The sequence below is a fragment of the Pseudomonas sp. GL-B-12 genome (assembly GCF_019955895.1).
GTDB lineage: Bacteria > Pseudomonadota > Gammaproteobacteria > Pseudomonadales > Pseudomonadaceae > Aquipseudomonas.
The window spans coordinates 276,654-301,772 of the sequence record NZ_JAHBCX010000033.1; the positions used below are offsets into that span (position 1 = coordinate 276,654).

18 protein-coding genes and 1 tRNA gene are annotated in these 25,119 nt (G+C 58.6%); 3 read left to right on the top strand and 16 right to left on the bottom strand.

Annotated elements, in window-relative coordinates; translation table 11 throughout:
- Nucleotides 1-163 precede the first annotated feature (163 nt).
- Nucleotides 164-2,518: a glucose/quinate/shikimate family membrane-bound PQQ-dependent dehydrogenase gene (locus tag KGA85_RS19145; RefSeq protein ID WP_223460344.1), complete on the top strand. Its 2,355-nt coding sequence runs from the start codon at nucleotides 164-166 to the stop codon at nucleotides 2,516-2,518.
- 113 nt (nucleotides 2,519-2,631) lie between these two features.
- Complete coding sequence (locus KGA85_RS19150; protein ID WP_223543306.1) at nucleotides 2,632-3,312, top strand: peptidase M41; 681 nt, start codon at nucleotides 2,632-2,634, stop codon at nucleotides 3,310-3,312.
- 15 nt (nucleotides 3,313-3,327) lie between these two features.
- Here KGA85_RS19150 and KGA85_RS19155 read toward each other — a convergent pair whose 3' ends face one another.
- The 15 genes from KGA85_RS19155 to rpsU form a co-directional block, all read right to left on the bottom strand.
- Entirely contained in the window at nucleotides 3,328-3,756 is a 429-nt protein-coding gene (locus tag KGA85_RS19155) for a hypothetical protein (protein ID WP_057713048.1), read from the bottom strand.
- Nucleotides 3,746-4,348 (bottom strand): nucleotidyltransferase domain-containing protein, encoded by a 603-nt coding sequence (locus KGA85_RS19160; RefSeq protein ID WP_223460340.1) that lies wholly within the window; start codon nucleotides 4,346-4,348, stop codon nucleotides 3,746-3,748. The genes KGA85_RS19155 and KGA85_RS19160 overlap by 11 nt, the downstream gene beginning before the upstream one ends.
- A 68-nt stretch (nucleotides 4,349-4,416) precedes the next feature.
- Complete coding sequence (locus KGA85_RS19165; protein WP_223543307.1) at nucleotides 4,417-4,737, bottom strand: DUF3077 domain-containing protein; 321 nt, start codon at nucleotides 4,735-4,737, stop codon at nucleotides 4,417-4,419.
- 365 nt (nucleotides 4,738-5,102) lie between these two features.
- On the bottom strand, nucleotides 5,103-6,011 hold the full coding sequence (locus KGA85_RS19170) for a restriction endonuclease (RefSeq protein ID WP_223543308.1): 909 nt from the start codon (nucleotides 6,009-6,011) through the stop codon (nucleotides 5,103-5,105).
- A 20-nt stretch (nucleotides 6,012-6,031) separates the two neighbouring features.
- Nucleotides 6,032-7,405: a restriction endonuclease subunit S gene (locus KGA85_RS19175; protein ID WP_223543309.1), complete on the bottom strand. Its 1,374-nt coding sequence runs from the start codon at nucleotides 7,403-7,405 to the stop codon at nucleotides 6,032-6,034.
- Entirely contained in the window at nucleotides 7,398-8,945 is a 1,548-nt protein-coding gene (locus KGA85_RS19180) for a class I SAM-dependent DNA methyltransferase (protein WP_223543310.1), read from the bottom strand. Before KGA85_RS19180 ends, KGA85_RS19175 begins: the two co-directional genes overlap by 8 nt.
- Nucleotides 8,942-9,643, bottom strand: coding sequence for a protein phosphatase 2C domain-containing protein (locus KGA85_RS19185; RefSeq protein WP_223543311.1), 702 nt, complete (start codon nucleotides 9,641-9,643; stop codon nucleotides 8,942-8,944). The genes KGA85_RS19180 and KGA85_RS19185 overlap by 4 nt, the downstream gene beginning before the upstream one ends.
- Complete coding sequence (locus KGA85_RS19190; RefSeq protein ID WP_223543312.1) at nucleotides 9,644-10,348, bottom strand: hypothetical protein; 705 nt, start codon at nucleotides 10,346-10,348, stop codon at nucleotides 9,644-9,646.
- Nucleotides 10,349-10,350: 2 nt separating this feature from the next.
- A complete protein-coding gene (locus tag KGA85_RS19195) occupies nucleotides 10,351-10,983 on the bottom strand; it encodes a hypothetical protein (protein WP_223460327.1) in 633 nt (210 codons plus the stop codon).
- 79 nt (nucleotides 10,984-11,062) lie between these two features.
- Complete coding sequence (gene hsdR, locus KGA85_RS19200; RefSeq protein ID WP_223543313.1) at nucleotides 11,063-14,539, bottom strand: type I restriction-modification system endonuclease; 3,477 nt, start codon at nucleotides 14,537-14,539, stop codon at nucleotides 11,063-11,065.
- Nucleotides 14,540-14,713: 174 nt separating this feature from the next.
- Nucleotides 14,714-14,790: transfer RNA gene (locus KGA85_RS19205), tRNA-Ile, on the bottom strand.
- Nucleotides 14,791-14,805: 15 nt separating this feature from the next.
- On the bottom strand, nucleotides 14,806-18,552 hold the full coding sequence (locus tag KGA85_RS19210; RefSeq protein ID WP_223460324.1) for a bifunctional diguanylate cyclase/phosphodiesterase: 3,747 nt from the start codon (nucleotides 18,550-18,552) through the stop codon (nucleotides 14,806-14,808).
- 122 nt (nucleotides 18,553-18,674) lie between these two features.
- The gene (gene rpoD / locus KGA85_RS19215) at nucleotides 18,675-20,522 is read right to left on the bottom strand and encodes an RNA polymerase sigma factor RpoD (protein WP_223543314.1); all 1,848 of its coding nucleotides are present in this window, start codon (nucleotides 20,520-20,522) and stop codon (nucleotides 18,675-18,677) included.
- A gap of 67 nt (nucleotides 20,523-20,589) precedes the next feature.
- Nucleotides 20,590-22,557: a DNA primase gene (gene dnaG, locus KGA85_RS19220; RefSeq protein WP_223543315.1), complete on the bottom strand. Its 1,968-nt coding sequence runs from the start codon at nucleotides 22,555-22,557 to the stop codon at nucleotides 20,590-20,592.
- 481 nt (nucleotides 22,558-23,038) lie between these two features.
- Nucleotides 23,039-23,254, bottom strand: coding sequence for a 30S ribosomal protein S21 (gene rpsU / locus KGA85_RS19225; protein WP_002551877.1), 216 nt, complete (start codon nucleotides 23,252-23,254; stop codon nucleotides 23,039-23,041).
- Between the two features lie 199 nt (nucleotides 23,255-23,453).
- On the opposite strand from rpsU, the gene tsaD reads away from it, so the two are divergent.
- Entirely contained in the window at nucleotides 23,454-24,479 is a 1,026-nt protein-coding gene (gene tsaD / locus KGA85_RS19230; protein ID WP_223460318.1) for a tRNA (adenosine(37)-N6)-threonylcarbamoyltransferase complex transferase subunit TsaD, read from the top strand.
- A gap of 23 nt (nucleotides 24,480-24,502) precedes the next feature.
- Here the strand turns inward: tsaD and plsY are convergent, their stop codons facing one another.
- A complete protein-coding gene (plsY, locus tag KGA85_RS19235) occupies nucleotides 24,503-25,072 on the bottom strand; it encodes a glycerol-3-phosphate 1-O-acyltransferase PlsY (protein ID WP_223460317.1) in 570 nt (189 codons plus the stop codon).
- Between the last annotated feature and the right edge of the window lie 47 nt (nucleotides 25,073-25,119).

Below are 25,119 nucleotides of genomic sequence, written 5' to 3' on the forward strand. Positions count from 1 at the left end.
ATCAGTGCGCAAGCATGTTACAGGCAGTTCCTGCAGGACGCTCGCGACGGAAATTTGATCTAGCCTCAATACCGTTCATGACATTTTTGCCTGCGACAAATTGCCATAAGTAACTAGGTAGTACATTATTCCGCCCTTGTCACAAATGGGGAAAATGTCCGACATGAACAATTCTGGGGCTGCCGCCGGCAGCAAATGGTTGCTGGCGGGGCTGGGTGTGCTGATTGCACTGATCGGGCTCGGCCTGGCCGGTGGCGGTGGTTATCTGATCGCGTTGGGTGGCAGCTGGTATTTCCTGCTGATGGGCCTGGCGATGCTGGCGTCCGGATTGATGATTGCCCGGCGCAAGCCGCGCGGCGCCTGGCTGTATGGTGTGGCGTTGGTCCTCACTGCGATCTGGGCCGTTTGGGATGCGGGTTTCGAATACTGGCCGCTGGTCTCGCGGGTACTGACCTTCGCCGTGATCGGTCTGGTGGTGGCGTTGATCTATCCGACCCTGGTCCGCGCTTCGGGCACGACCGGAGGGCGTGGTGCCTACGGTCTGGCTGGCATTCTGAGCGTGGGAGTCGTTGCGACGATGGCCTACATGTTCGTGCCGACCCACGTGGTCAAGGCCACTACCGAACCTGCGGTAACGCCGGTCACTCCAGGCACCGAACAGAAAGACTGGGCCCACTGGGGCAACACCACGGCCGGCAACCGCTTTGCTGCGCTGGATCAGATCACCAAGGGCAACATCGACAAGTTGCAGGTCGCCTGGACCTTCCGCACCGGCGACATCCCGCAAAGCACCGGCGCCGGTGCCGAAGACCAGAACACCCCGCTGCAAATCGGTGACACGGTCTACACCTGCACCGCCTACGGCAAAGTCTTCGCCCTGGATGCTGACACCGGCGCCCAGCGCTGGAAGTTCGACCCGCAAGGCACCGCGCCCAACTGGCAGCGCTGCCGTGGCCTGGGCTACTCCGAAACCCCGGTGTCTTCGGACAGTCAGCCAACCGCCTGTACGAAACGCCTGTTTCTGCCGACCGGCGATGCGCGTCTGATCGCCATCAACGCCGACACCGGCAAGCCTTGCGAAGAATTCGGCAACAAGGGCACCGTTGACCTGACCACTGATATGGGAGAAGTGAAGCCCGGTTACTACCAGCAAACCTCGACCCCATTGGTCGCAGGGGACGTGGTGATCGTCGGCGGCCGCGTGGCCGATAACTACTCCACCGGCGAACCGCCGGGCGTGGTGCGTGCCTACGACGTGCGCAGCGGTGAACTGGTATGGGCATGGGATCCGGGCAACCCGAACACCACCAAACGTCCGCCGGCCGGTGAAACTTACACCCGTGGTACGCCGAACGTCTGGTCGGCCATGTCCTACGACGCCAAGCTCGGTCTGGTTTACTTGCCAACCGGCAACGCCACCCCTGACTTCTTCGGCGGTCAACGCACCGAGTTCGACGACAAGTGGAACTCGTCCATCGTCGCCATCGATGTGAAGACCGGCCAGGTGCGCTGGCACTTCCAGACCACTCACCACGACCTGTGGGACTTCGACCTGCCGGCGCAACCGCTGCTGTACGACGTGCCGGACGACAAGGGCGGCACCCAGCCAGCCCTGGCGCAAGTCACCAAGCAGGGCGAGATCTTCCTGCTCAACCGCGAAACCGGCGTGCCGATTGCCCGCGTCGAAGAGCGCCCGGTGCCGCAAGGCAAGGTGCCCGGCGAACGTTACTCGCCAACCCAGCCGTTCTCGGTGGACATGCCGTCAATCGGCAACAAGACCCTGAGCGAAGCCGACATGTGGGGCGCCACGCCGTTTGATCAGTTGATGTGCCGCATCCAGTTCAAAGGCATGCGCCACGAAGGCGTCTACACCCCGCCGGGCATGGACCGCGCCCTGCAATTCCCGGGCTCGCTGGGCGGCATGAACTGGGGCAGCGTCTCGGTTGATCCGAACACCCACTACATGTTCGTCAACGACATGCGCCTGGGCCTGGCCAACTACATGATCCCGCGCGACAAGATCAAAGCCGGGGCCAGCGGTATCGAAATGGGCGTGGTACCGCAGGAAGGCACACCGTTCGGCGCCATGCGCGAACGCTTCCTCTCGGCGGTCGGCATTCCGTGCCAGAAACCACCGTTCGGCACCATGTCGGCCATCGACCTCAAAACCCACAAGCTGATGTGGCAAGTTCCGGTCGGCACCGTGCAGGACACCGGCCCGCTGGGCATCCGCATGCACCTGCCGATCCCGATCGGCATGCCGACCCTCGGCGCTTCGCTGGCCACCCAGTCGGGCCTGCTGTTCTTCGCCGGCACCCAGGACTTCTACCTGCGCGCCTTCGATACCGGCAACGGCAACGAAATCTGGAAGTCGCGCTTGCCGGTGGGCAGCCAGTCCGGGCCGATGACCTACGTTTCACCGAAAACCGGCAGGCAGTACATCCTGCTGACGGTGGGCGGTGCGCGTCAGTCGACGGATCGTGGGGATTATGTGATTGCCTACGCCTTGCCCAAATAACGGCTGAAGCTTGAGTCAGAAAAGCCGCGCCATTGCGCGGCTTTTTGTTGGGCGAAAGGGCGTGTATGGAAATCGGCTAGGATTGAGGCAGTAGAGGGCGCGAGGCGAAGAACATGACAACGAAGCTGCCTGCTGCTGTACGGGACCGTGCATTGCAGATCGCCCATCACGAAATGGGGCACTACGTGGTGGCCCGCGCCCTGGGATTTGAAACGGGCGGTGTGACCCTGACAGTGACCAAGGATCTGCGGCACCAGGGAGGGGCCTCCATTACCTTGGTGCGCCCCATTTCGTCGATAGAAGCCATGAAGGAACATCTGGAAGCCCGAATGATGGTGCTCCTGGCTGGCGCGATGGCGCAGACACTGCCTTCAAAACCTTCAGCTGCAAAACGCGTCGATAAGCCCAAAGCCACCGCCATCCTCAAAGGCGAGCAGGGGGCGGAACAGGATTACGCAAAAATCAGGGAGCTTCAGCACCTGCTGCGCAACATCGCCTGCCCGGATACTGATCCAGCGTCGGGTGAGCGAGTAACGGCGGAGCTTAAAGCGATGACTGATCGGGTGTGGATTCAGACTCAAAAAATCATTGAGGATCAGGCCGAAACGATTGCCGAATTGGCTGTGGTGCTGGTGGACGGTATGGCTCTTGTGGAGCAATGGGGGCGGGTGGCGGATACGTATGAGGTCGTGTTGACGGGGCCGATGCTGGAACGATTGCGGGCGGTGCAGGCCATCCCTTCGTTACGTGTTTGGACTGACAATTGCGGTGATGTCGTTCAGCACTGGAAATAACGAAGGGTCGAAGCGTTATTTGCTCGCGAGCATAGCGTCTTGCACCAGTGGCAACAGTGCATCAGTCGCCGCCAACAGTTCGGCAAGAAGGGTTTCGTCCACATCCATATAACCTTCGTATTCAGCCAGATTGCGGCGCTCGTGACAAAGAGCGAACAGGCGTACCTGAATTTTGTTCAGACCGAGAGTATGTACAAGGCACTGAAATACCAGATAGCGGCGGTCGGAGCGAAAACCCTGCAAACGCATGGCAGTCAGTGCCAGAGCATGGGCGGCGTTGTAGGCGAGGTCGAAGCGACTGGCGAAGGACAGAGCCGAACTGTGAGCATCCTTCAAACGGTCCGTGGCCGATCTCAGCAGCCCTTCACATTCCTTACGATCTGGCGGTTCGGCTTTGAGGCCGCCGCTACGCACCAGGTTTTCCAGATTTTCGTTACTGCCCATCGGCTACCTCTGCTGGATTGCGGCCAATCAAATCAATTTTGTCCTGTTGTTCAACCCGCACTACAAAGCTGTTGCCGGCGGCCTTCTTGGCTTGCCAGTCGGCCAGGGTGTAGAGCGTTGGGTTAATGGTGCGGCCAAGCTGTTCCTCTACGGGCAGTACCCGTTCCATCAAGTCGCTGTAACTGAGATTTTCGCCAATCAGCATCAGGTCAATGTCACTGCCTGCATGCTCGTTACCCTTGGCAATGGAGCCATAGATGAACGCCCATACCAACTGATCATTCAGTGGAATCAAGGCCGCACGCAGCTGCTCTGCAATGCCAAAAGTCTTACGCACTATCCCAAGCAGTTCTGCATAGATGGGGCATTCAGGGTTGGCTTGGTAGTGCGTCTGATTACCCCGTCGACTCATGGTGAGAATGCCTGCGCCATGCAATCGCTCCAGCTCTCGCATCAGGCTGCCCTTGCCGACCTGCGCCCAGCGGGATATTTCATTGGCATAGAAGCTCTGATCCGGTTTGCCATACAACATGCCCAGCACTTTTTGCTGAGTGGCAGTAAAGAGAGCATCGCTGAGCGGGATGGCAGGCATGGTTGACTCTATAAGTCCCAAAAAGGGAACGATAGGTCCCTTTTTGGGAATTTTCAACTCTGCCGCGATTATGTGTTTTTCGATGGGGCTGCTTCCTTTCTTGTTTGAACAGACCGCCGCGTCAGCACCTTCACCACATCATCAATCACCGCTTTGCTCATCGTCGTCAGGTAATGCGCGGCCCAGGCGTGGCGGTCGGAGTCTTGGGCGTAGGCGGCGTCCACGGTGAGGGACTTGGCGAGGAACAGCAGGTCGGAGGCTTGGGTCAGGGCGTCGGCGATGGGGACGTCGCGGCAGACGTGGAATAGCGGTTGATTAGAGATATAGTGGAATGGGGTGAAACCGACGGTTTTTAGTTCTGAAGGATCGGACGAGATGGGTTTGGTCATGATGTAACTCCTTAATCCAAGGAGCCGCCACGTTCGTTTCCAAGCGAATGGGTGGCAGCTGTACGCAGGTTGGAAAACCGGGGATCAAGGAAACCGGCACGCCCGAAAGCGTCCCACGCACAGCTGCCATAACACATATTTCGAAGTCGAAAAAACGACTGGAATTGTGGCAGGGGTACTGTTGCGCTTTGATCCCACGGGTTTCCAAGCCCGATCGCTGAATGGTCAGCGACGTCCGGAGACTATCCCGTCAAAGAAAAGCGCAACAAGGCGGCAAAGTGCCCAAAAGCAAGATTCGGAGTTTGCCTACAAGGTCCTAAGGCGTCATCCGATATTTCGACACCTTAAGTAAACGCAATTAAACATCAGTCTTCGGTGAAGTAATCCGAATCGATGTGTTTGATCTCGTAAACCTGCTTCACGCTACAACCCAAATTGTTTTCGACCATCAGGCGCGCCAGTTCCACGCCGTCGATCAACACCACTTTGATATCCAGGCCCAGCGCCGCTTCACGTGCACCGGCGGAGAACTCCGACGTGGTGATGAACACACCCTTGCGCGCACGTTGACGAGTGAGGGCGCCGATGAACTTGTCGATCTCCGGGCGATGCACCGTGTTACTCCAGCGCTTGGCTTGCAGGTAAATCACATCGAGGCCGAGCTTGTCTTCCTTGATGATGCCGTCGATGCCATCGTCGTTGGTCTGCTGGGTAGCGCGACCGGCCTCCTTGCGGGAGCCGCCATAGCCCATGGCAATCATCAGATCGACCACCAACTGCTCAAAAAATGTCGGCGAAGCACCGCGCACCTGCGCGAGCAATTCGTCGGCCAGTGACTGCAACAAGGCCTGATGCGCCTGGGCCAGTTGCTCGTCCGGGGTGATGTCGTCCACGGGTTCGGCTAGCACGGAAGGCGCATCGTTGTCCGGCCGCGCACCATGAAACGCACTGAACTCCGGATAGCGTTTGAGCCAACCGACGGTGATCCGCTGCGGCCCGGATTGCAGCGCTTCGCGGCCACGCTCTGTGATTTGCACCAGGCCTTTGCTCGGAATGCTCAGCAAACCGGCCTTGTTCAGATAGGTGCGCGCCCAACCGATACGGTTGTTGATCACGGTCTGCCGCCCGGACGGAAGCATTTCATGGCGCTCGACTTCGCTCAGCTGAAACTGCTCGATGACCTGCTCGCGCAAAGCCTTGAGGCTGATGGGCAGGCCATCGGCGACCACGGCCAATACCGGACGCATGACAGACTGGAAATCGGGAATGGCCATGATCGCTTCCTTTCGTTAATTCAGGTCGATGTCTTGCGGGTGCGTTTTGCCTTGGGCGCTGCGGCGCGTTGGGCCTTGATGCGTTCCAGTAAAACGCCGGCAGGTTCGTCGTTTGGGTCTTGGGGCACCAGCTCACCGCGGAAGGCCTTGGCCAGGATGCTTTGGGTCAGATGGTCGATACGGGTTTTAGCTGAGGCGACTTTGGCTTCCAGCTGGTCGGCGAAGGCGAAGAGTTGTTCGACTCGGCGGACGATTTCGATTTGTTCTTCCAACGGTGCAATGTTCAGCTCAATAGGGTAGATCTTCTCTCCGGAGATTACTGGTTGCGCAGACGAAGATGTATTTTTACGAAGATCTGTACCCAGTAATAGCCAGTAGATGTAGCTGAGATTGAAGAGGGGAGCTGGATATTTAACAATAAGAGCATTGTCTGTTATCCAAGCTTTGGGCGGTGTGAAATGAACGGAGCCACAATAATAGCCAACTCTCCCGATAACAACAGTACGAGTTGTGACGTTATGCTCCGTATGGAGGCCGGTGACTCCGTTTCCACCGTACACTGGAATGGTCCCATTCTCATCCATTTCTTTAGCAGTTAAGCCGTCTCCTGATTTGACAGAAAACACTGCCCCTAAAGGGGTTTTCAGCCAGCCAGGTACGTCACTAACTTGTGCCGGTTCAATTCCTTTAGCTTTTGATTTGAAACCAGATTTTTTGATGCATCCTACGAGTTGCTCAAGGGGCAAAGGTGATCTATCTGGACGCATTGACCGCCACTCCGCCGTCAATTGCCCAGAAACTGCCGATTTGAGTGCGGATTGGCGAAAGCGTTTGAGTAGAGCAGGGATGGCGTCGATGCGGGTTTTGAGGGTGTCGACCTGAGCGAGTAGTTCATCGAGTTTTTGAGATATGCGGGTCTGTTCTGATGCTGGTGGAACCAACACAGGGTAACTCTCAACAAATTGTCTTGGAACCCGGCGTAGGCCTACTGCTCCGGTCATATTCGAAGCGCCTTCACGCATGAATCCACGGCTTTTAACTAACGCCAGCAGATATTTGGCAGATACCTCTTCACTAAATGGGCGCAGTACAAAAAATTCGCTACTTCCCGCACCTATACCGTTGGGCAGTCCCTCAACAAATGCCGCTTTGCCGTTTTCAAAGCAAGGCGTGACCTTGGCAAAAATTACGTCGCCATTTTTAAAATTCGTATAGGCCTTTTGGATGTCGCCCCAGTTGCGATCCTCAAAGCGCAGCTTGTCCCGGAAGTTGGTCGGCGCGTGGGACATGGGCACAAAACCTGCTGCCAAGTGATCGTCGAAGACCTGCTTGGGGTTTATGTCAGCAAGATCGTTTATACAAGCAGTTGCCCATCCCTTCGGCAGCTCACTCATCCCCATTCTCCTGAGCCACCACCAACCCCATCACTTCCGCCATCAACTGCTTCTGCGCCGCCACTTCATCCCCAGCCCCCAGCGCTTTCATCAACTCTTCCAACTCATGCAACGCCTCAGTCAGTTCCGCCATAGCCTCACCCGCCAACACTTCCGGCGCTGCCAAGTCATTAGCATCCAAACTGTCAGCATCCTTGAGCCAAGTGATATCGAGCGAATCACCACGTTGTTCAATCTGCTCGCGAGTAAACACCCGGAAGCGGCTCAGCTCAGCAATCCCCTCGACATTCTCCGCACGCGGACTATTGCCATTGGCATCCTGCCCGTATGCATCTTCGAAAGGCTTGAGGTGCGCCGCGCCAAACGGCGTGCGCTTCCCAAAACTAGGCATGTTGCTACGCAAGTCATAAACCCACACACGCTGCGTACAACCTTGATCCTGACGCGGGTTTTCGATCGTGCCTTTCTGGAAAAACAGCACGTTGGTCTTCACGCCTTGAGCGTAAAAAATCCCCGTAGGCAATCGCAAAATGGTGTGCAGGTTGCATTTGTCCATCAGGTCGCGGCGTACGTCGGTGCCGACGCCGGCTTCGAACAGCACGTTGTCCGGCAGCACAACGGCGGCACGGCCACCGGGTTTGAGGCCGCGATAGATGTGCTGCAAGAAGGCCAGTTGCTTGTTGCTGGTCTTGTAGGTCAGGTCGTCACGGGTCGGACCGCCGCCGCCCTTGGCGGTGCCGAACGGAGGGTTGGAGAGAATTACTTCGACTTTCGGCAGGTTGGCGCCGGTTTGGCCGAGAGCGTTGCCCAAGTGCACCACGCCTTCTTCGTCACCTTCCATGCCGTGCAGCAAGGTGTTCATCAATGCCAGGCGACGAGTGCCGGGCACCAGTTCTACGCCGACAAAGGCGCAGTTGCGTTGGAAACTCCGATCCTTTTCATCAAGGTCGTAATGGTCATCGGTTTTGCTTTTGATGTAGGCATCAGCAGCAATCAGGAAGCCCGCAGTGCCAGCAGCCGGATCCTGAATGACTTCTCTCGGCTGGGGCTTGATGCAGTTGATGATGCTGTCGATCAACGGGCGCGGGGTGAAGTACTGGCCGGCGCCGGATTTGGTTTCGCTGGCGTTCTTTTCCAGCAGGCCTTCATACAGGTCACCGAGGCCATCGCGGCGGGCGCTGAACCAGTCGATGCCGTCGAGGCTTTTAATCAGTTGTTCCAGGTGGCGCGGCTCTTTCAGGCGGGTCTGGGCATCGGCGTAGATGGCGGCGATCAACGGATCAGCGTTTTGGCCCAGGTCGAGCAGCATCTGCCGGTAGTGGTTGAGCAGGTTCAGGCCGGACTTGCCATTCAGGTCCGGCCAGCGCGCGCCTTCGGGCAGCTTGTGGTTGAACTTGTCGTTGTTCTGAACCTGTTCGAATTCCATCTTGATGAACAGCAGCAGCACCAGTTCGGTGACGTAGTCGCTGTAGTTGATGCCGTCGTCGCGGAGGACGTCGCAAAGGTTCCAGAGTTTCTGGACGATGTCGCTGTTGGTCATGGGGCGCGCTCTAAAAAAATGGGGCTGGGGATGACGCTCAGGCAACTGATGTCGTCATCGGTGGGCGGGGCGGGCAATTGGCCGTCCCGCAAAAAAATCTGTTGGGTCTGAGCACATAAGCCGGCCCAGAAGCCATCGCTCGCCAGTAACCAGTGTTGGTTCGGGTGGGCAGGCCAAAAATTGATGTCAGGGTTGCTTGTTCGCCGGGCGCTGAAGCAGCGGGTCAGGCAGTGGCGTGATGAGTTCTGGGCAATCTGTGCAGGGGTGAGGTCACCCTGCCAATTGGGTGCGCAATGTACAGCACTCAGCCAGTTGATTTCACTGTCCTGATCAATGACGCCCAGGCAGCAGTCGCCTTCATGAATTGTGAATGCCGCATCGGGGAGCAGGCAAAGCAGCAGATAGCTGCAGGCTGCCAAGGGGAAGTCGCCCCGAAGTGTTTGATGGCGGGTGATGATGATCTGCTGGAGTGCGCTGGCCAGTTGCTCGGCGTTCAGTTCTTGCGTCGGTAACTGGCCAAAGCCTTGGGTCAGATCATTCAGCAAGGCATGAGCCAATTCACCGCTGCGCGGGTGACGGCTGCTGCCATCGGCGATCAGGTAGAGGCTGGCGTTTGCCTGCGCGGCATGGGCGAAGGCATCGCGGTTGTCCGCCGTGTGGCGACCGGCCTGGGTGTGCCACTTCACAGACGCGAGCATTTAGGCGGTGACCCGAACAATGTGGTGCAGGCGGTCCCAGATGATCTGCTCACGTTCGCTGTCACCACGCGCGGCATCTTGCACCAGATAGCCGAAGTCGTTGTTTCCCAGCAGGCCTGCCAGTGTTTGGCTCAGGTAGACGCGAAGATCCGGGGCGGCAGACTCTACTTCGGTCAGCAATTCCTCCCGGCCGTTCACCAGATTGAGAATGTCCTCGAGGTCCTGGCTGCCCAGCGGGTTCTGCGCACCGCGACCGGCGTAGGCTTCCAGTTTGCTGCCGAGGAAGTAGGGCGGGCTGAACAGGCGAATGCGGCAGCCACTGGGTAGTTCATGCCACTGCGCGTTGGCCAAGCCGTCGCTGAACCAACGGTTGTTGCAGCCCAGCAGGTTGGCGGTTTCGGCATCTTCGGGCATGAAGTCGACTTTCAGCTCGCCCAGGCGCAGGCGGCAAATAACCTCGTCCTGCGGCGATTGCTTGAAGCCTTTTTGTTTGAGTTGTGCCACCAGCGTTTGCCACTGGGCATAGCCGGTCAGGTGCACCACCAGATCCACATCGTCGGTGTAGCGCACTTCTTCCAGAGTGAATTCGTCGGTCAGCAGCAAGGCTGTCGTGCAACCACCGACGAAGGCAACCTCTTGGCAAAGCTCCTCGCCGAGCGCTTTGGCGACGACTTCGAGCATCTGGATGTTTTGTGTGCGGCTCATGGTTAAAGAATCTTCTCGCGTAGCAGTTGGTTCGCCAGATTGGCTTCCCGGGCATTGCCCAGACGCACGGCATCTATCAGCGCCAGGTATTCATACAAGCGGGGGTCTTTTTTGACGGCGCCCGGGACGGTCTTGAACAGGGGCGTGATGGACTGCCCTTTGCGAGTGCCATAGGCGTCTGGCCAGACGTGGATCAGGTCGCCGCCGCTCATCAACTTGCCCTGCAACACGGGGGCGGAAAAACTGGTGGGGATGCCGCGAACCATTTCGGCGGGCTTGACCGGAAACACATAGCGCAAGCCGTGCTCAATAAAGCCCAACAGCGCCTTGCTGTTGACCCGAGGCAGCTGGGTGCTTGGGTCCAGGCGTAACAGTCCAATCTGCTGGCAGCGTTTGAGTGCCGAGGCGACTTCGGTTTTGCTGATGCCCAGTGAGGCTTGCAGGGCGCGCACGGAGTAGCTGTCATGGTGCACGGGTGGGTCTTGTTCGGTGTGGTCTTCCCAGCCTTGCCATTGCTCGGCGGTGTTGCTGAGCTTGAGCAGTTCTGCTGTTTCGCTGTCGAGTTGCTGTTGCAGGCGCTCGCGCTGCTCCAGGCAAATCAGTTTGATCAGCAACAGTACGTCTTGACTCTTCATATGGCCTCAGCTAGCAACTGTCCTCTGTCCTGGGACTGAGGACAGTCTAGTTGTTTTTGCCCGGTCACTGTCAACGGGCTCAGCCGACCGCAGGCCACAGGTTGTCATTCAAGGCTTCCAGTACCTTGTCCAGGTTGCCACCAAGGTGACGGTTCAAGCTCTTGATGCCGCCATCGTTCTGGAAGGCATCGTTGACCTGTTGCGAGTCAATGACCACCTCGTGCACCAATTGCTTGGCCAGGCGATCAAGCCATTTACGCTGCACGGGCGTCCACGGCTCAAGGGCATAGATTTTTTGCATGGCGTTGGCCACGCGTTGGTCGAAGGGCAGCAGGGCTTCTCCAATCGCGGCCTGGCGGATAAAACCAATGATGCTGGCAGCGATTTCCTGGTTGGTCTGGTTACGCCAGGCGCTTTTCAGGCTGACTTCGCTGAAGCCATGTTGATCCAGCAGCAAGCGCACAGTGCGCAGTTGTTCGCGGGTGAGGTCTTTGGGGCGATTGACTACCACGCCCAACGCAGCGGATTGGTTGAGCTGGCTGTGGACGAAATCGTGGAAGCTTTCGAGGTAATCCTGAGGCTTTTGATAGGCGCCGTAGCTTTGCTCACGCACGAGCAGTTCGTCGCTGTGGGTGGAAATGATCGGGTAGTTTTCCGAGCCCAGCAGGGTGCTGACGGCATTCAATTGGGTCAGCAGCTGACTGTGCTCGCGAATGAACTCGGCCGCCTGCCGTGGTCCCAGTTCATGCAGGTGTTTGTGCAGCTTGGCAGGCTCCACGCCCCAGATGTCCTCCAGCTCCTCAAGCTTTTTCTTCAGCGTGGGCTTGGTTTCAGCTTTGTGATCGGCCTTGCGCAGAATGCGCATTATGCGCTGGCTGAGCACGTCGAGCACATCATGGGCGTGGCTGCTGTCTTCCTGGCTGCCGGGAGCGTCGTGACTGGCGTCGCTGGTGAGTTCGCTGACCAATTGCTCCAGGGAGACATTGGGGTTCTTCACCAACGGCTTCATGGTGTCGACGGCTTCGAGGCTGGCGTAGAGGTCGACGGGGTCGTAGATGCGGAAAACCGTTTTGCCGATGTCGTCGCAGCGGCGGGTCGCGCGGCCTTTCATTTGTTCATAAAGAATGCGTGAGCGCACCCGGCGCATGAATACCAGATTGCAGATTTTTGGTACGTCGATGCCGGTGGTCAGCAGGTCGACGGTGATCGCGATGCTGGGGTGTGGTTCGTTTTTGTACTTGCGGATCAGTTGTTCAACCTTGTCGCTCTGACCGGTGATGATTTGCACCGTTGCCTGGTTGTATTGCTCACCGTAGGCGTCTTTGAAGGCTTCATTGAGCAGGTTTTTCACTCGCTCGGCATGGGCCTGACTGACGCAGAACACCATGGTTTTTTCTTCGCCGAACGGGTCCAGCTCATTAGCCAGGGCGTCGCAGATCACTTTGTCGAAAGCCGGTGTTATGACGCGGCGGTTGAACGACTCGATGTTGAAGTTGAGTTCGTCCTCCAGCTCGGCGACATCGACTTCGCCGGTCTGTGTATCGATTACGCTGACCGATTGGCCCTTGTCAAAGTGGATGCCGTGTTTGCTCAGTTGCGTTTCGTAGCGGATCGGCGGTTCGTGGTCGATCAGCCAGTCATCCGCCACGGCTTCGCGGTAGCTGTAGGTGAACACCGGTTTACCGAAAATTTCGCTGGTGTGTTTGGCCGGGGTAGCGGTCAGGCCGACTTTGCACGCGTCGAAATAATCCAGCACGCGGCGGTACTGTGAGAGGTACTGATTGTGATCGCGGACGGCCAGTTCGCCTTCGCTCATTTCCTGATCGAGGGTGTAACCACGGTGGGCTTCGTCGACGATGATGCAGTCGTACTCGCCCACAGAAGGTGGCGTGTCGGAGCGGAAAATGCGGCTGACCATGGCCTGAACGGTGGCCACCTGGATGCGGGTTTCCGCCTCGGCGGCCATGTCGCCCAGCTCTTTGATGTCGTAGATCTGCGCGAGCGTGTGGTTTTGCTCGAGGGTGGTGTCGTTGAACGAGTCGATGGCTTGTTGGCCAAGGGCACTGCGATCGACCAGAAACAGAATGCGCTTGAAGCGTTCGGTTTTCAGGAAGCGGTACATCAAGCCAATGATGGTGCGGGTTTTACCAGTACCGGTGGCCATCGCCAGCAAGCAGTCGCGTTGGTTGTTGGCCAAGGCTTGCTCTACGGCGTGAATCGCTTTTTCCTGGTAGTCGCGCAACTTCAGATAGGCGAAGCCTTCTTCCTTGAGCTTGGCTTCGGCCTCGGCACGGCTGCGCTTGAGCAGGTCTCGCAGGTCTTCGGGTTTATGGAAATCCTGCAGTGGCCGGGCTGTGTTGGCCGGGCTGCGCAGATCTCGGAACCAAGTCCCGGATTGCTCCGCGAGTTGCTTGATGTAAGGGCGACCATTGCAAGCGAAAGCGAAGGGCACCTGGAAGGTTTTGCCTTCACCATCGTTCCAGGCCGCGGGCTGACCGGCCTCCAGCCATGGTTTTAACTGCTCCGGGGCGAACTTGAATTCGCGGGAATAACGCTCGGCCTGGGGAATGCGGTCTGCAACATTTTTGCGTTTGCGCTTGGCTTCAACGATGGCTACCGGCATCAAGCCTGCAAACAGGACATAGTCCGCATCGGCATTTGGAATGCGGGTTGGCCATTCGGCGATGGCTTTGTTCTTGCCCTTTTCGGGGCGGGCGCCTTTTTTGTATGTCAGATCGAGGGAGTCCGCTTCCCAGCCAGCGTCGACTAACTGTTGGTCGATGAGGATCCGGGTGAGGTCTTCGCTCAGGTCAAATTGCTGAGTGGCCCGCATTGTGCGGTGCATGACCTGTGACGAGGCCTGCGGCTGGGTCAGCAGCTGAGTTTGCAGGGCTTTGATGCTTTGCTCGTGCTCACTGCGCAACCTTTCCAGTTCGGCTTCATGCTGTTTGGCTTGCTGCTTGTGGAGGCTTGATTCAGCGCCCATTTGCTCGGCGAGAACGGCGTATTCTTCGGCCTCGCGCTTTATGAGGTCAGCCAACTGTTGATTACTTTCAAGTTGTTGGCTGGACTCGCTCAGTTGAGTTTTTAGCTGCTCAATCTGGTTTTGTAGGTCGCGCAGCGGAGTGCTGGGGTCTTCCGGATTTACAAAGGGGCCGGGGCTGAACTTATCACCTTGCTTGCCGAACGATTGGTGGTACCAAATGGCCAGGGCACGGGCGACTCTCAGCCCGTCCAATGCTTCACGGTGCTGAGTTCGAAATTGGTGAGTGGCTTTGTTGCCTTCGGTGCGCAGTGTGTGGAACAGGCTGCGGATTTTTTGATCGAGCTGGATATCCCGGCTTAATTTGTAGAGTAAGTCGGTCTGCTTGGTCGTGACATCGAATTCGATACCAGCACGGCTGGCCAGGTCTTGAGCCAAAGCCTCGCCCAGTTGCCGCAGCTTGATCAGGGTGGTGTTGGGGTCGCTGGCAAAGATCTGTTCGGCCGTGGTCGCCAACTGCAGGAAAACGGGGTCGTGTTCCTGGAGAAAGGAGAAATTGCTGGTCGCGGCCATAGTCAATCCTGTGCGTGCTCATCCCTTGATTGCGCGTCGCTGAGCTTACTGGCGCAATGATGTGTCGAGCTTACCCAAGATGAAGCAGGTTTGACCATGGCTTGGCAGATCAAGGATCGGCGGCACTTTTGCAGCAGACACGAAAAAGCCGCGTAAGAACGCGGCTTTCTTGTTTGGTGGGCCCACACGGACTTGAACCGTGGACCAAAGGATTATGAGTCCTCTGCTCTAACCAACTGAGCTATAGGCCCTCAGTAGGTCGCGGATTATAGCGATGGTTTCGCAGCTGTGCTATCCGAAAAATCCAATACGGTTGTACGAAGAAACGTCGCGGCAAATTCGTCGGGGGGTAGGGGCAGGCTGACGATGTAGCCCTGGATTTGTTCACAGCCCTCGGCAGCGAGGAATTGCTGTTGCGCCAGGGTCTCGACCCCTTCGGCAATCACGGTGAATGGCATGCTGCGTCCGAGCGCGATGATGGCGCGTACGATCGCCGCATCGTGGGGATCGTCCGGCAGGCCGCGGACGAAGGACTGGTCGATCTTGAGGATGTCCAGTGGCAGACGCTTGAGGTAGCTCAGGGACGAGTAACCGGTACCGAAGTCATCGATGGCCAGTTGCACGCCTAGTTTTTTGAGTTGATGCAGCACCGCCAGCGCTTCCTCGGCTTGGCTCATGATGAAGTTTTCGGTGATTTCCAGTTGCAGGAAACCGGGGTTGAGGCCGTTGTCCTTAAGCAACTGTTCAATACGGCCCAGCAGATTGGGTTGGCGCAATTGGGCGCCGGCAAGGTTGACCGACAGCGGGCCGGGACTGTCGTACAGCCGGTGCCATTCGGCCATCTGCCGGCAGGCGGTTTCCAGCACCCAGTCGCCGATTTGCAGGATCATGCCGTTTTCTTCAGCCAGCGGGATGAAGTGTTCCCGCGGCACGTCGCCAAAGGTCGGATGGCGCCAGCGGATCAGGGCTTCGGCGCCGACCAGGCTGTAGTCCACGAGGCTGATTTTCGGTTGGTAGCACAGGTGCAACTCGTTGCGTTCGATGGCGCGGCGCAGTTCGTGTTCCAGCGCCACGCGTTCGCTGGCCTGGGCGGTGAGGTCGCGGGTGTAGCTTTCGACGCGGTTGCGGCCCTTGGCCTTGGAGCGGTACATCGCGGCGTCGGCGTTCTTGATCAGTGTGGCAACGTCGCAGCCATCCTTCGGATAGAGGCTGGTGCCGATACTGGCGCTGATGAAAAACTCGTGTTCGCCAGCCTGGAACGGCGCGGCGAAACAATTGAGCAATTTGGTGGCGATGTGGTCGGCATCGCTGGATTGTTGCAGGCCCGGCAACAGAATGATGAATTCGTCACCACCCAGGCGCGCCACGGTGTCGATGTCACGCAATTGCTCCTTGAGACGTACGGCAATGCCCTTGAGCAGCAGGTCGCCGACCGGGTGGCCGAGGCTGTCGTTGATGTGCTTGAAGCGGTCAAGGTCGAGGAACAGCACGGCGCCCTGGCCGCCGTTTTCCTGTTGGTTGTTGAGCGCCGTCAGCAAGCGGCTTTCGAACAGCGTGCGGTTCGGCAGGCCGGTCAGCGGGTCGTGGTGCGCCTGGTAGTCGAGTTTGGCCTGGGCATGCTTGAGGCTGGAAATGTCGGCGAACACCGCGACAAAGTGGGTGATGAACTTGTCTCGGTTGCGCACGGCACTGATGGTCAGCCAACTCGGATACAGCTCGCCATTCTTGCGCCGATTGGAAATCTCGCCCTGCCAATGACCTTCGGCGGTCAATTGATGCCACATGGCCGCGTAGAACGCGCTGTCATGCAGGCCTGAGGCGAGCAGGCGTGGCGTGTGGCCCAGGGCTTCGTTTTCGCTGTAACCGGTGATTTCGGTGAACGCACGGTTGACCGCGCTGATGTGCTGTTGGGTATCGGTGATCAACACGCCTTCGGCGGTGCTTTCGAACACGGTGGCGGCCTGTTGCAGTTTTTCCTGCATCAGGTGCCGTTCGGTGATGTCCCGGGCGATGGTCAGCATGCAGTCTTCATCGCCAATCGGCAGCGGACGGCTGGACACTTCACAGAGGCGGATCTGCCCGTCGCTGCGGCGGATATGGCAGCTGAAGTCGCGGACAAAACCGTCGCGGTGCAGCAGGTCGAGCATTTGCTTGCGTTCATTGAGGTTCACCCAGATTCCCAGGTCCAGCGCCGAACGATCCACCGACATGGCGCTGTTGAACCCGGTGATGCGGCTAAAACCATCGTTGACCTCCAACAGCAAACCATCACTTTGCCGAGACAGCAGCAAACCGTCGGGAGAGGCGTGGAAGGCCTTGGCGAATTTTTCTTCGGAAGTTTGCAACTGTTGCTGGGTTTCCTTGAGCTGGGTGATGTCCCGCACTACGACCACCAGCGCCGGTGTCATGTCGAGGTTGAACGGTTCGGCGGAGATCAGGCCGGTAAACACCTGGCCGTTGCTGCGACGAAAGGGCATTTCCAGGTTGCGGATGCTGCCGGCCTGCAAGCGTTGCAACAGGCCCGGCCCAACACCGGGAATCCCCCAGATGTTCAGGTTGGTGGCGGTCTGGCCAATGACGTCCTCGGCCTTAAGGCCGATCTGTTCTTCGAACGCTTCGTTGACTTCCAGCAGGCAGCCGTCGCTCAGGCGCGCGATCACCAGCATGTCCGGGCATTGCTGGAACACGGAAGCGAATTTCTGTTCCGATAGGCGCAGCGCTTCCTCGGTGCGCTTGGCGTCGGTGATATCGATCATCAACCCGCGCAGCACCGGCTCATGCCCGTGTTCGATCAGGCTGACGATATCGCGCACCCACAGGCAGCGGCCGTCGGCGGTGATCACCCGGTAATCGAGGCGGTGATCGCGCCCGGCCAGCACTTCGTGATCGCAGAAGGTCTGGGCACGGGTCAGGTCGGCGGGGTGAATGATGTTGCGCCAGAAGCCCGGAATCAGCCAATGGGACAGGGGATAACCGAGAAGGTCTTCGGCGTGGGGCGATACATAGCTGTAGGTGAAGTCGGTGACTTTTGCTTCCCAGGCGATGGCCGACAGGCTCTCCACCAGGCCGCGGTAGTGGTATTCGCTGCTGCGCAGTTCCTGTTCAAGGTTGACCCGGCGGGCGATTTCCGAGCTCAGGCGGCGGTTGATGCGGATAACCACCGCCAGCACGGTAGTCAGCAGCAGCAATCCGGGCAGGCCATACACCAGCAGGTCATTCCAGAAAGTTCGATGATCGAGGACGTTGCCGACCCAACGCTCCTGAATGGCGCTGATTTCAGCGGGGCTCATGTCCGCCAGGACTTTGTCGAGAATGCCGACCAGCATCTTGTTGTCGCGGGGTACAGCCATGGCCAGTTGATAGCGATAGGGGGTTTCACCGCTGACATACAACCCATCGAGCTTGAGTTGGCGCAGGCTCCAGACGCTGGAAGCCAGATCGCCCACCACGGCGTCCACTTCGTCGGTGGCCAGCGCCTGTAGCGCCGAGCTGACGTTGGGCATCGCCACCAGGTTCAAGTCGGGATGGTGGCTGCGCAGCAGCTCGTGGGGGGCGTAGTTTTCCACCACGGCGATTTTCAGGCCGTACAGGTCTTGCAGATTATGTGGCTGGGGGCCCCCGACATGGGCCAGGATGACAATCGGAAAATCCAGATAGGGGCGGGTGAACGACAGATATTTCTGGCGTTCAGGGGTCGACATGATGCCCGGCAGCAGGTCCAGTTTGCCCTTTTTGGCTTGTTCCAGGACGGCGGTCCAGCTCACCGGCTCGATGGGCGTGAGCCGGGTTGCCAGCCTTTTGCGGATGACCTCGATGTAATCCGCGGCAAGGCCCTGGTAGCGGCCCCCATCGTCACGAAACTCGAAGGGCGGCCACGAAGCATCGACACCCAGGCGCAATTCCGGGTGAGCCGCCAGCCAGCTACGTTCATCGTCAGTGAGAGTCAGCGCGCCAGCCGTTGCGGTCCAGGTCATCAGCGACAGCAAAAAAAGCACGGTCGGCAGTCTGGGCATAACGGTCTCGTTATGGCTCGGGGGAATGTTTCGAGTGTAGACGGCTACAGGGAGGAGGGGGGAAGCGGGGAAATTTAATCTGTACAAAGCAAAACCCCCGGCCTGGGCCGGGGGTTCTGTGATCACTCGTCGAGGAAGGAGCGCAGATGCTCGCTTCTCGTCGGGTGGCGCAGCTTGCGCAGCGCCTTGGCTTCAATCTGACGAATCCGCTCACGGGTCACGTCGAACTGCTTACCAACCTCTTCAAGGGTGTGGTCGGTATTCATGTCGATACCGAAGCGCATGCGCAGTACCTTGGCTTCACGGGCAGTGAGGCCGGACAGCACTTCGCGAGTCGCTTCTTTAAGGCTCTCAACGGTTGCAACATCGATTGGCGACTGCATGGTCGAGTCTTCGATGAAGTCACCCAGATGGGAGTCTTCGTCATCACCGATCGGGGTTTCCATGGAGATCGGCTCTTTAGCGATCTTCAATACCTTGCGGATCTTGTCCTCAGGCATTTCCATGCGTTCGCCCAGCTCTTCCGGGGTCGGTTCGCGACCCATTTCCTGCAGCATCTGGCGGGAAATGCGGTTGAGCTTGTTGATCGTCTCGATCATGTGCACCGGAATACGGATGGTGCGGGCCTGGTCGGCGATCGAGCGAGTGATCGCCTGACGGATCCACCAGGTGGCATAAGTCGAGAACTTGTAGCCGCGACGGTATTCGAACTTGTCTACCGCTTTCATCAAGCCGATGTTGCCTTCCTGGATCAGATCGAGGAATTGCAGGCCGCGGTTGGTGTACTTCTTGGCGATCGAGATCACCAGACGCAAGTTGGCTTCAACCATCTCTTTCTTCGCGCGGCGGGCCTTGGCCTCGCCGATCGACATGCGACGGTTGATGTCCTTGATCTCGGCGATGGTCAAGCCGGTTTCGGTTTGCAGCGCGGTCAGCTTCTGCTGGCAACGGATGATGTCCGGCTGCAGACGACCAATGGCTTCAGCATATTTGCCTTTGCCTTTGGCCAGGGCATCACTCCAGCTTTCGTCGACTTCGTTGCCCGGGAACTGGCGCAGGAAGTCGGCACGCGGCATGCGTGCATCACGAACGCAGAGCTGCATGATTGCGCGCTCTTGCTGACGCAGGCGATCCAGAGCACTGCGAACACGCTCGACCAGGCCTTCGAATTGCTTCGGCACCAGTTTGATCGGCATGAACAGTTCGGCCAGGGCCAACAGCTCGGCAATCGTTGCCTTGTTGCTGCGACCGTGCTTTTTCAGCGCCTTGCGGGTGATTTCCATCTGATCGGCCACAGCGCCAAAGCGCTGTGCAGCGATGACCGGATCCGGACCGCTTTCGGCTTCTTCCTCGTCATCCGAGGCTTCGCCGTCTTCGTCGTCGGAATCGTCATCCGCCTTGACGGCTTTCGCGTCAACCGGTGGCGGCACTTCTGCCGCAGGCGGCGCGATGCCATCGTCCGGGTCGATATAACCGCTCAGGACGTCGGACAGGCGACCACCTTCGGTGGTGACGCGGGTGTACTCGGAGAGAATATGATCAACCGTGCCGGGGAAGTGCGCGATTGCGCTCATCACCTCACGGATGCCCTCTTCAATACGTTTGGCGATTTCGATTTCGCCTTCACGCGTGAGGAGCTCCACCGTACCCATTTCGCGCATGTACATGCGCACCGGGTCGGTAGTACGACCAATGTCGGTCTCGACCGCAGCCAACGCTGCAGCGGCCTCTTCGGCTGCGGCTTCGTCGGTATCGGCGTCGGCCAGCATAAGGGAATCCTTATCTGGCGCAACCTCGAATACGTTGATCCCCATGTCATTGATCATGCGGATGATGTCTTCCACCTGTTCCGGATCTGAAATATCCTCCGGCAGGTGGTCGTTGACCTCCGCGTAAGTCAGGTAGCCCTGCTCACGACCAAGTGTGATCAACTCTTTGATACGAGACTGCTGTTGCGCTTTTCCGGACATAACACCCTATCCACTGAAGGTCTTGGCGGGCAAAAAACAAGCCGAGGATTATACCTGAGCTATGACCTCACGCGCCAGTTGAGGTCGGGTTTGTTGCGGAAACATTGCGACTCAAGAGATCGCGCAGTTGATTTTTCTCTTCGCTGGTCAATTCGCTTTGACGCGCTTTTCGCAGAAGTTGTTCCAGGTTCCGCTCGCGTTGGCGGGCTGACAAGCTAGTAATGGTGTCGAAAAACTGTTGTTCAAGGTTATCTCCATCAATCAGCCATTCCTTTTCGGCCAGCGCCCTGAGCAAACGGCCTTGTTCTGTGCCGTGCCAACGCGCAATCAGTTGAATTGAGTTTAGCTTGGGATTCTTCTGCACGGCTTCGAGCAGCGCCACCAGCAATTGTGTGTTGGTGTGATCTTCGGCGGCGAAGTGCCCGGCATCCTCGACTTTTTCCGCCAGTTGCGGGTGATGCAGCAACGTGCGCAAGGCGGCGAGGGTCGGCGGTTCTACGGCGGCGGGTACCCGTGGCGCACGGGGTTGATCGCGATCACCGCCCCGTTTGCCATTTTTGTCCCACGGTTTCTTGTCCCATTTCTTGCCTCCTGCACCGGGTTTCTTCGGCGTCCATTCCTGCTGCGGCACATACATTTCCTGTGCCTGCGGCTGATGATAGTCGCTGTAATCAGGCATCGCGTCGTAATCGATGCCTGGGTCGTAGGCCGGTGGTGCTTCTTGCGGGGCGCTTTGTGCCAGTTGGCTCACCGCTTCGCCGCTCAGACCGGTGATTTCGCTCAGGCGCTGACGCATCAGGGTGCGCAGGTTGGCGCCCGGGACTTTGTCGATCAACGGCGCGGCGAGGGTGGCCATATGGGCCTTGCCTTCAAGCGAGCGCGGGTCGGCTTCTTCCGTCAGTTGCTGGAAGAAGTAATCGGCCAGTGGCTGTGCGTGCTGGTTGATGCGTGCGCGGAAGGCGTCGGTACCTTCGGAGCGGACCAGGGTGTCCGGGTCCTCGCCTTCGGGCAGGAACAGAAAGCGTGCGCGACGACCGTCCTGCAGGCTCGACAGTGTCGCCTCCAGTGCTCGCCATGCCGCATTGCGGCCGGCCTGGTCGCCGTCGAAGCAGAACAGCACGCTGGGCACGACGCGAAACAGCCGCTTGAGGTGTTCCTCGCTGGTGGCGGTGCCCAGGGTCGCGACGGCATTGCGCAGGCCTTGCTGGGCCAGGGCAATGACGTCCATGTAACCCTCGACGACGATGATCTCGTCGAGGTTGCGGTTGGTCTTGCGCGCTTCGTATAGGCCGTAGAGTTCCTGGCCTTTATGGAAAACCGGGGTTTCCGGGGAGTTCAGGTACTTCGGCTTGTCGTCGCCCAATACCCGGCCACCGAAGGCGATGACGCGCCCGCGACTGTCGCGGATCGGAAACATCACGCGGTCGCGGAAGCGGTCGTAACGGTTACCGCTTTCGGCATTTTCGATCAGCAGGCCGGCATCGATCATGGCTTTTTGTTGCAGGGTATCGCTGCTCAAGTGCTTGAACAGGTTGTCCCAGCCAGGCGGAGCAAAACCCAGGCCGAAGTCCCGGGCGATTTCGCCGGTCAGCCCGCGACCTTTCAGGTAATCCACGGCGGCCTTGCGCGATGGGTGGCTTTTCAGGGCCTGGCGATAAAAGTCGGCGGCGGCGCTCAGTAGCGGATACAGCGGCGAATCGGTCGGCTGTCGCGGTTTGTGCGGGCGGCCGCTTTCTTCGCGGGGGATTTCCATGCCGGCGGCTTTGGCCAGTTCTTCGACGGCCTGGACGAAATCCAGGTTGTCGTGGTCCATGATGAAGCCGAGGGCATTGCCGCCAGCGCCGCAGCCGAAGCAGTAATAGAACTGCTTGTCGGGGCTGACGCTGAACGACGGAGTCTTTTCCTTGTGGAACGGGCAGCAGGCGGTGTGGTTCTTGCCGGCCTTTTTCAATTGCAGGCGCGAGCTGACCACATCGACGATGTCGGTGCGGTTCAGAAGGTCGTCAATGAAGCTCTGGGGAATTAGCCCGGCCATGGCGTTCTCGTCATCTGCGCTGAAAGGATCCCGTAACGTACGGCGACCGAACGGCGGTCATTGTTTGAGGCGCGCAAAGTGTGCGGCTCGACCAGTGTCGTCTGCGTAATCGCTGTCGGGAAGTGTATCTGCCGAAAATCCAATGACGTTAATGCCAATCAGTATTCGACTGTTTGAATGTGTTGCGCTGAATCCGCTGTGGCCAATCATAGGCCCCGGATAGCTCATCATCTGGCACGCAAGCAGGTGCCTTGGGCTGATCGTCGTGAGAGGAATCAGTGGGTGTGCTCGTCAGTAGCCTTGAAAGGCTCGTCAGAAAAGACGTGCACCGCTGGCAAAAAAGCCAGGTCTGACGCGGTGAAGCAGATTTGTCTCGGTCGCGTCTGCGGCTTTGACAGTGAAGCATCAAGCGTTTTACGCAAATGCCATAAGCCCGGCTGAGGGCCGGGCTTGGCAGAAGCTTGCTACGATCGTCTGTGTATTAGTACAGACGAACGGCGCGGCGCTGTTCGCGCTGAACTTTCTTGGCGTGACGCTTAACAGCGGCTGCTGCTTTGCGCTTACGCTCAGAAGTTGGCTTCTCGTAAAATTCGCGGCTACGAACTTCAGCCAGTACACCGGCTTTTTCGCAGGAGCGCTTGAAACGACGCAGAGCTACGTCGAAGGGTTCGTTCTCTTTTACTTTGACGGCTGGCATCCAGAGCTACCTTCATTCATTACCGGGGTCAACATCCTCGCGGCAAAAGAGCACTTGAAGACGTCGGTTTTTAAGGGTTGCGGATGTTAACCCCTCAACGCTCGGAATGCAAAGCCTCTGATCGAAAACCGCTGGTCGGGGCATCACGCGACGACTATTATGCGCGCCTTCGAATTCAGCCTAAACAAGGCGCAAACCCATGCTAGTACTGGGATTAGAAACCTCCTGCGATGAAACCGGTGTCGCACTTTACGACAGTGAACGCGGCCTGCTGGCCGACGCGCTGTTCAGTCAGATCGACCTGCACCGCGCCTATGGCGGCGTGGTGCCGGAGCTGGCTTCGCGCGATCACGTCAAACGCATGCTGCCCTTGATTCGTCAGGTGTTGGCCGAGGCCGACTGTGTGCCGACCGAGATCGATGCGATCGCCTACACCGCGGGTCCTGGCCTGGTGGGCGCGTTGCTGGTAGGGGCTTCCTGCGCTCAGGCGCTGGCCTTTGCCTGGGGCATTCCGGCCCTTGGCGTGCATCACATGGAAGGCCATTTGCTGGCGCCGATGCTGGAGTCGCAACCGCCGGAATTTCCGTTCGTCGCTTTGTTGGTGTCGGGTGGTCATACGCAACTGGTTCAGGTCGACGGAATTGGTCAGTACACGCTTCTGGGTGAGACCCTGGATGACGCCGCTGGCGAGGCCTTCGACAAGACGGCCAAGATGATGGGCCTCAATTATCCGGGTGGACCGGAGATCGCTCGCCTTGCAGAACAGGGCGTTGCAGGACGTTTCGTCTTCCCGCGTCCGATGTGCGACCGCCCGGGCCTGGATTTCAGCTTCAGTGGCTTGAAAACCTTCGCACTGAATACCTGGCAACAGTGTGTCAGCGCCGGGGACGACAGCGAACAAACCCGTTGCGACATCGCGCTGGCATTCCAGCAGGCCGTGGTGGAGACTTTGACCATCAAGTGCAAGCGTGCCCTGAAGGCCGCCGGCATGAAGCGCCTGGTGATTGCAGGGGGCGTCAGTGCCAACAAGGCGTTGCGCGCTTCCCTGGAGAAAATGCTCGGCGACATGAAGGGTGATGTGTTTTATGCCCGTCCGCAGTTTTGCACCGATAACGGCGCGATGATCGCCTTTGCTGGCTGCCAGCGCTTGCAGGCCGGTCAGCAGGAAAGCCTGGCGATCAGCGTGCAGGCACGCTGGCCGATGGAGCAGTTGTCCGCATTGTGATGAGCGGCGCTCATGTCCGGCCGCTAGAAATGCCGTTCGCGCCCGGCAAACAGGTCGCGTAGATTGCCGCGATGACGCCAGACGATCAGCCCAGTGAGCGCGCTCATGGGCAGCAGGGTGGCCGGTTCTTGCCAGGCCAGCAACGGCAGGGTCAGCGGTGTGGCGATGAGGGCGGCCAGGGAGCTGGTGCGGGTCAGGTAGAACGTCAAGAGCCAGGCGCAGACCGCCAGAAGGGCGGCGGGCGGGTATAGTCCCAGCAACATGCCGGCAGCGGTGGCGACACCCTTGCCGCCGCGAAAGCGAAAGTACAACGGAAACAGATGGCCGATGACGGCATAGACGCCGATCCAGGCCTGTTCCTGCTGCGAAAGACCCGCAAGACGCGCAATCAGTACCGGCAGCAGGCCTTTGCAAAGGTCGCCGAGCAGGGTCAGGATGGCGAGTTTCTTGCCGGCCAGGCGCAGCATGTTGGTGGCGCCGGCATTGCCCGAGCCACTCATTCGCGGATCGGGGTTACCGGTCAGGCGGCTGAGCAAAATGGCAAAGGACAGAGAGCCGAGCAGGTAGGCGAGGATCGCCAATAACCAAAACATGCTAACTATTCCGGGCGAGGAAGCCCTGATTCTAACGGCGCATTGCG

What these genes read in the sequence shown, in the direction of transcription:
- KGA85_RS19145 (WP_223460344.1), top strand. Translation starts at nt 164, where the DNA reads ATGAACAATTCTGGGGCTGCCGCCGGCAGCAAATGGTTGCTGGCGGGG.
- KGA85_RS19150 (WP_223543306.1), top strand. Translation starts at nt 2,632, where the DNA reads ATGACAACGAAGCTGCCTGCTGCTGTACGGGACCGTGCATTGCAGATC.
- KGA85_RS19155 (WP_057713048.1), bottom strand. Translation starts at nt 3,756, where the DNA reads ATGGGCAGTAACGAAAATCTGGAAAACCTGGTGCGTAGCGGCGGCCTC.
- KGA85_RS19160 (WP_223460340.1), bottom strand. Translation starts at nt 4,348, where the DNA reads ATGCCTGCCATCCCGCTCAGCGATGCTCTCTTTACTGCCACTCAGCAA.
- KGA85_RS19165 (WP_223543307.1), bottom strand. Translation starts at nt 4,737, where the DNA reads ATGACCAAACCCATCTCGTCCGATCCTTCAGAACTAAAAACCGTCGGT.
- KGA85_RS19170 (WP_223543308.1), bottom strand. Translation starts at nt 6,011, where the DNA reads ATGGCCATTCCCGATTTCCAGTCTGTCATGCGTCCGGTATTGGCCGTG.
- KGA85_RS19175 (WP_223543309.1), bottom strand. Translation starts at nt 7,405, where the DNA reads ATGAGTGAGCTGCCGAAGGGATGGGCAACTGCTTGTATAAACGATCTT.
- KGA85_RS19180 (WP_223543310.1), bottom strand. Translation starts at nt 8,945, where the DNA reads ATGACCAACAGCGACATCGTCCAGAAACTCTGGAACCTTTGCGACGTC.
- KGA85_RS19185 (WP_223543311.1), bottom strand. Translation starts at nt 9,643, where the DNA reads ATGCTCGCGTCTGTGAAGTGGCACACCCAGGCCGGTCGCCACACGGCG.
- KGA85_RS19190 (WP_223543312.1), bottom strand. Translation starts at nt 10,348, where the DNA reads ATGAGCCGCACACAAAACATCCAGATGCTCGAAGTCGTCGCCAAAGCG.
- KGA85_RS19195 (WP_223460327.1), bottom strand. Translation starts at nt 10,983, where the DNA reads ATGAAGAGTCAAGACGTACTGTTGCTGATCAAACTGATTTGCCTGGAG.
- hsdR (WP_223543313.1), bottom strand. Translation starts at nt 14,539, where the DNA reads ATGGCCGCGACCAGCAATTTCTCCTTTCTCCAGGAACACGACCCCGTT.
- KGA85_RS19210 (WP_223460324.1), bottom strand. Translation starts at nt 18,552, where the DNA reads ATGCCCAGACTGCCGACCGTGCTTTTTTTGCTGTCGCTGATGACCTGG.
- rpoD (WP_223543314.1), bottom strand. Translation starts at nt 20,522, where the DNA reads ATGTCCGGAAAAGCGCAACAGCAGTCTCGTATCAAAGAGTTGATCACA.
- dnaG (WP_223543315.1), bottom strand. Translation starts at nt 22,557, where the DNA reads ATGGCCGGGCTAATTCCCCAGAGCTTCATTGACGACCTTCTGAACCGC.
- rpsU (WP_002551877.1), bottom strand. Translation starts at nt 23,254, where the DNA reads ATGCCAGCCGTCAAAGTAAAAGAGAACGAACCCTTCGACGTAGCTCTG.
- tsaD (WP_223460318.1), top strand. Translation starts at nt 23,454, where the DNA reads ATGCTAGTACTGGGATTAGAAACCTCCTGCGATGAAACCGGTGTCGCA.
- plsY (WP_223460317.1), bottom strand. Translation starts at nt 25,072, where the DNA reads ATGTTTTGGTTATTGGCGATCCTCGCCTACCTGCTCGGCTCTCTGTCC.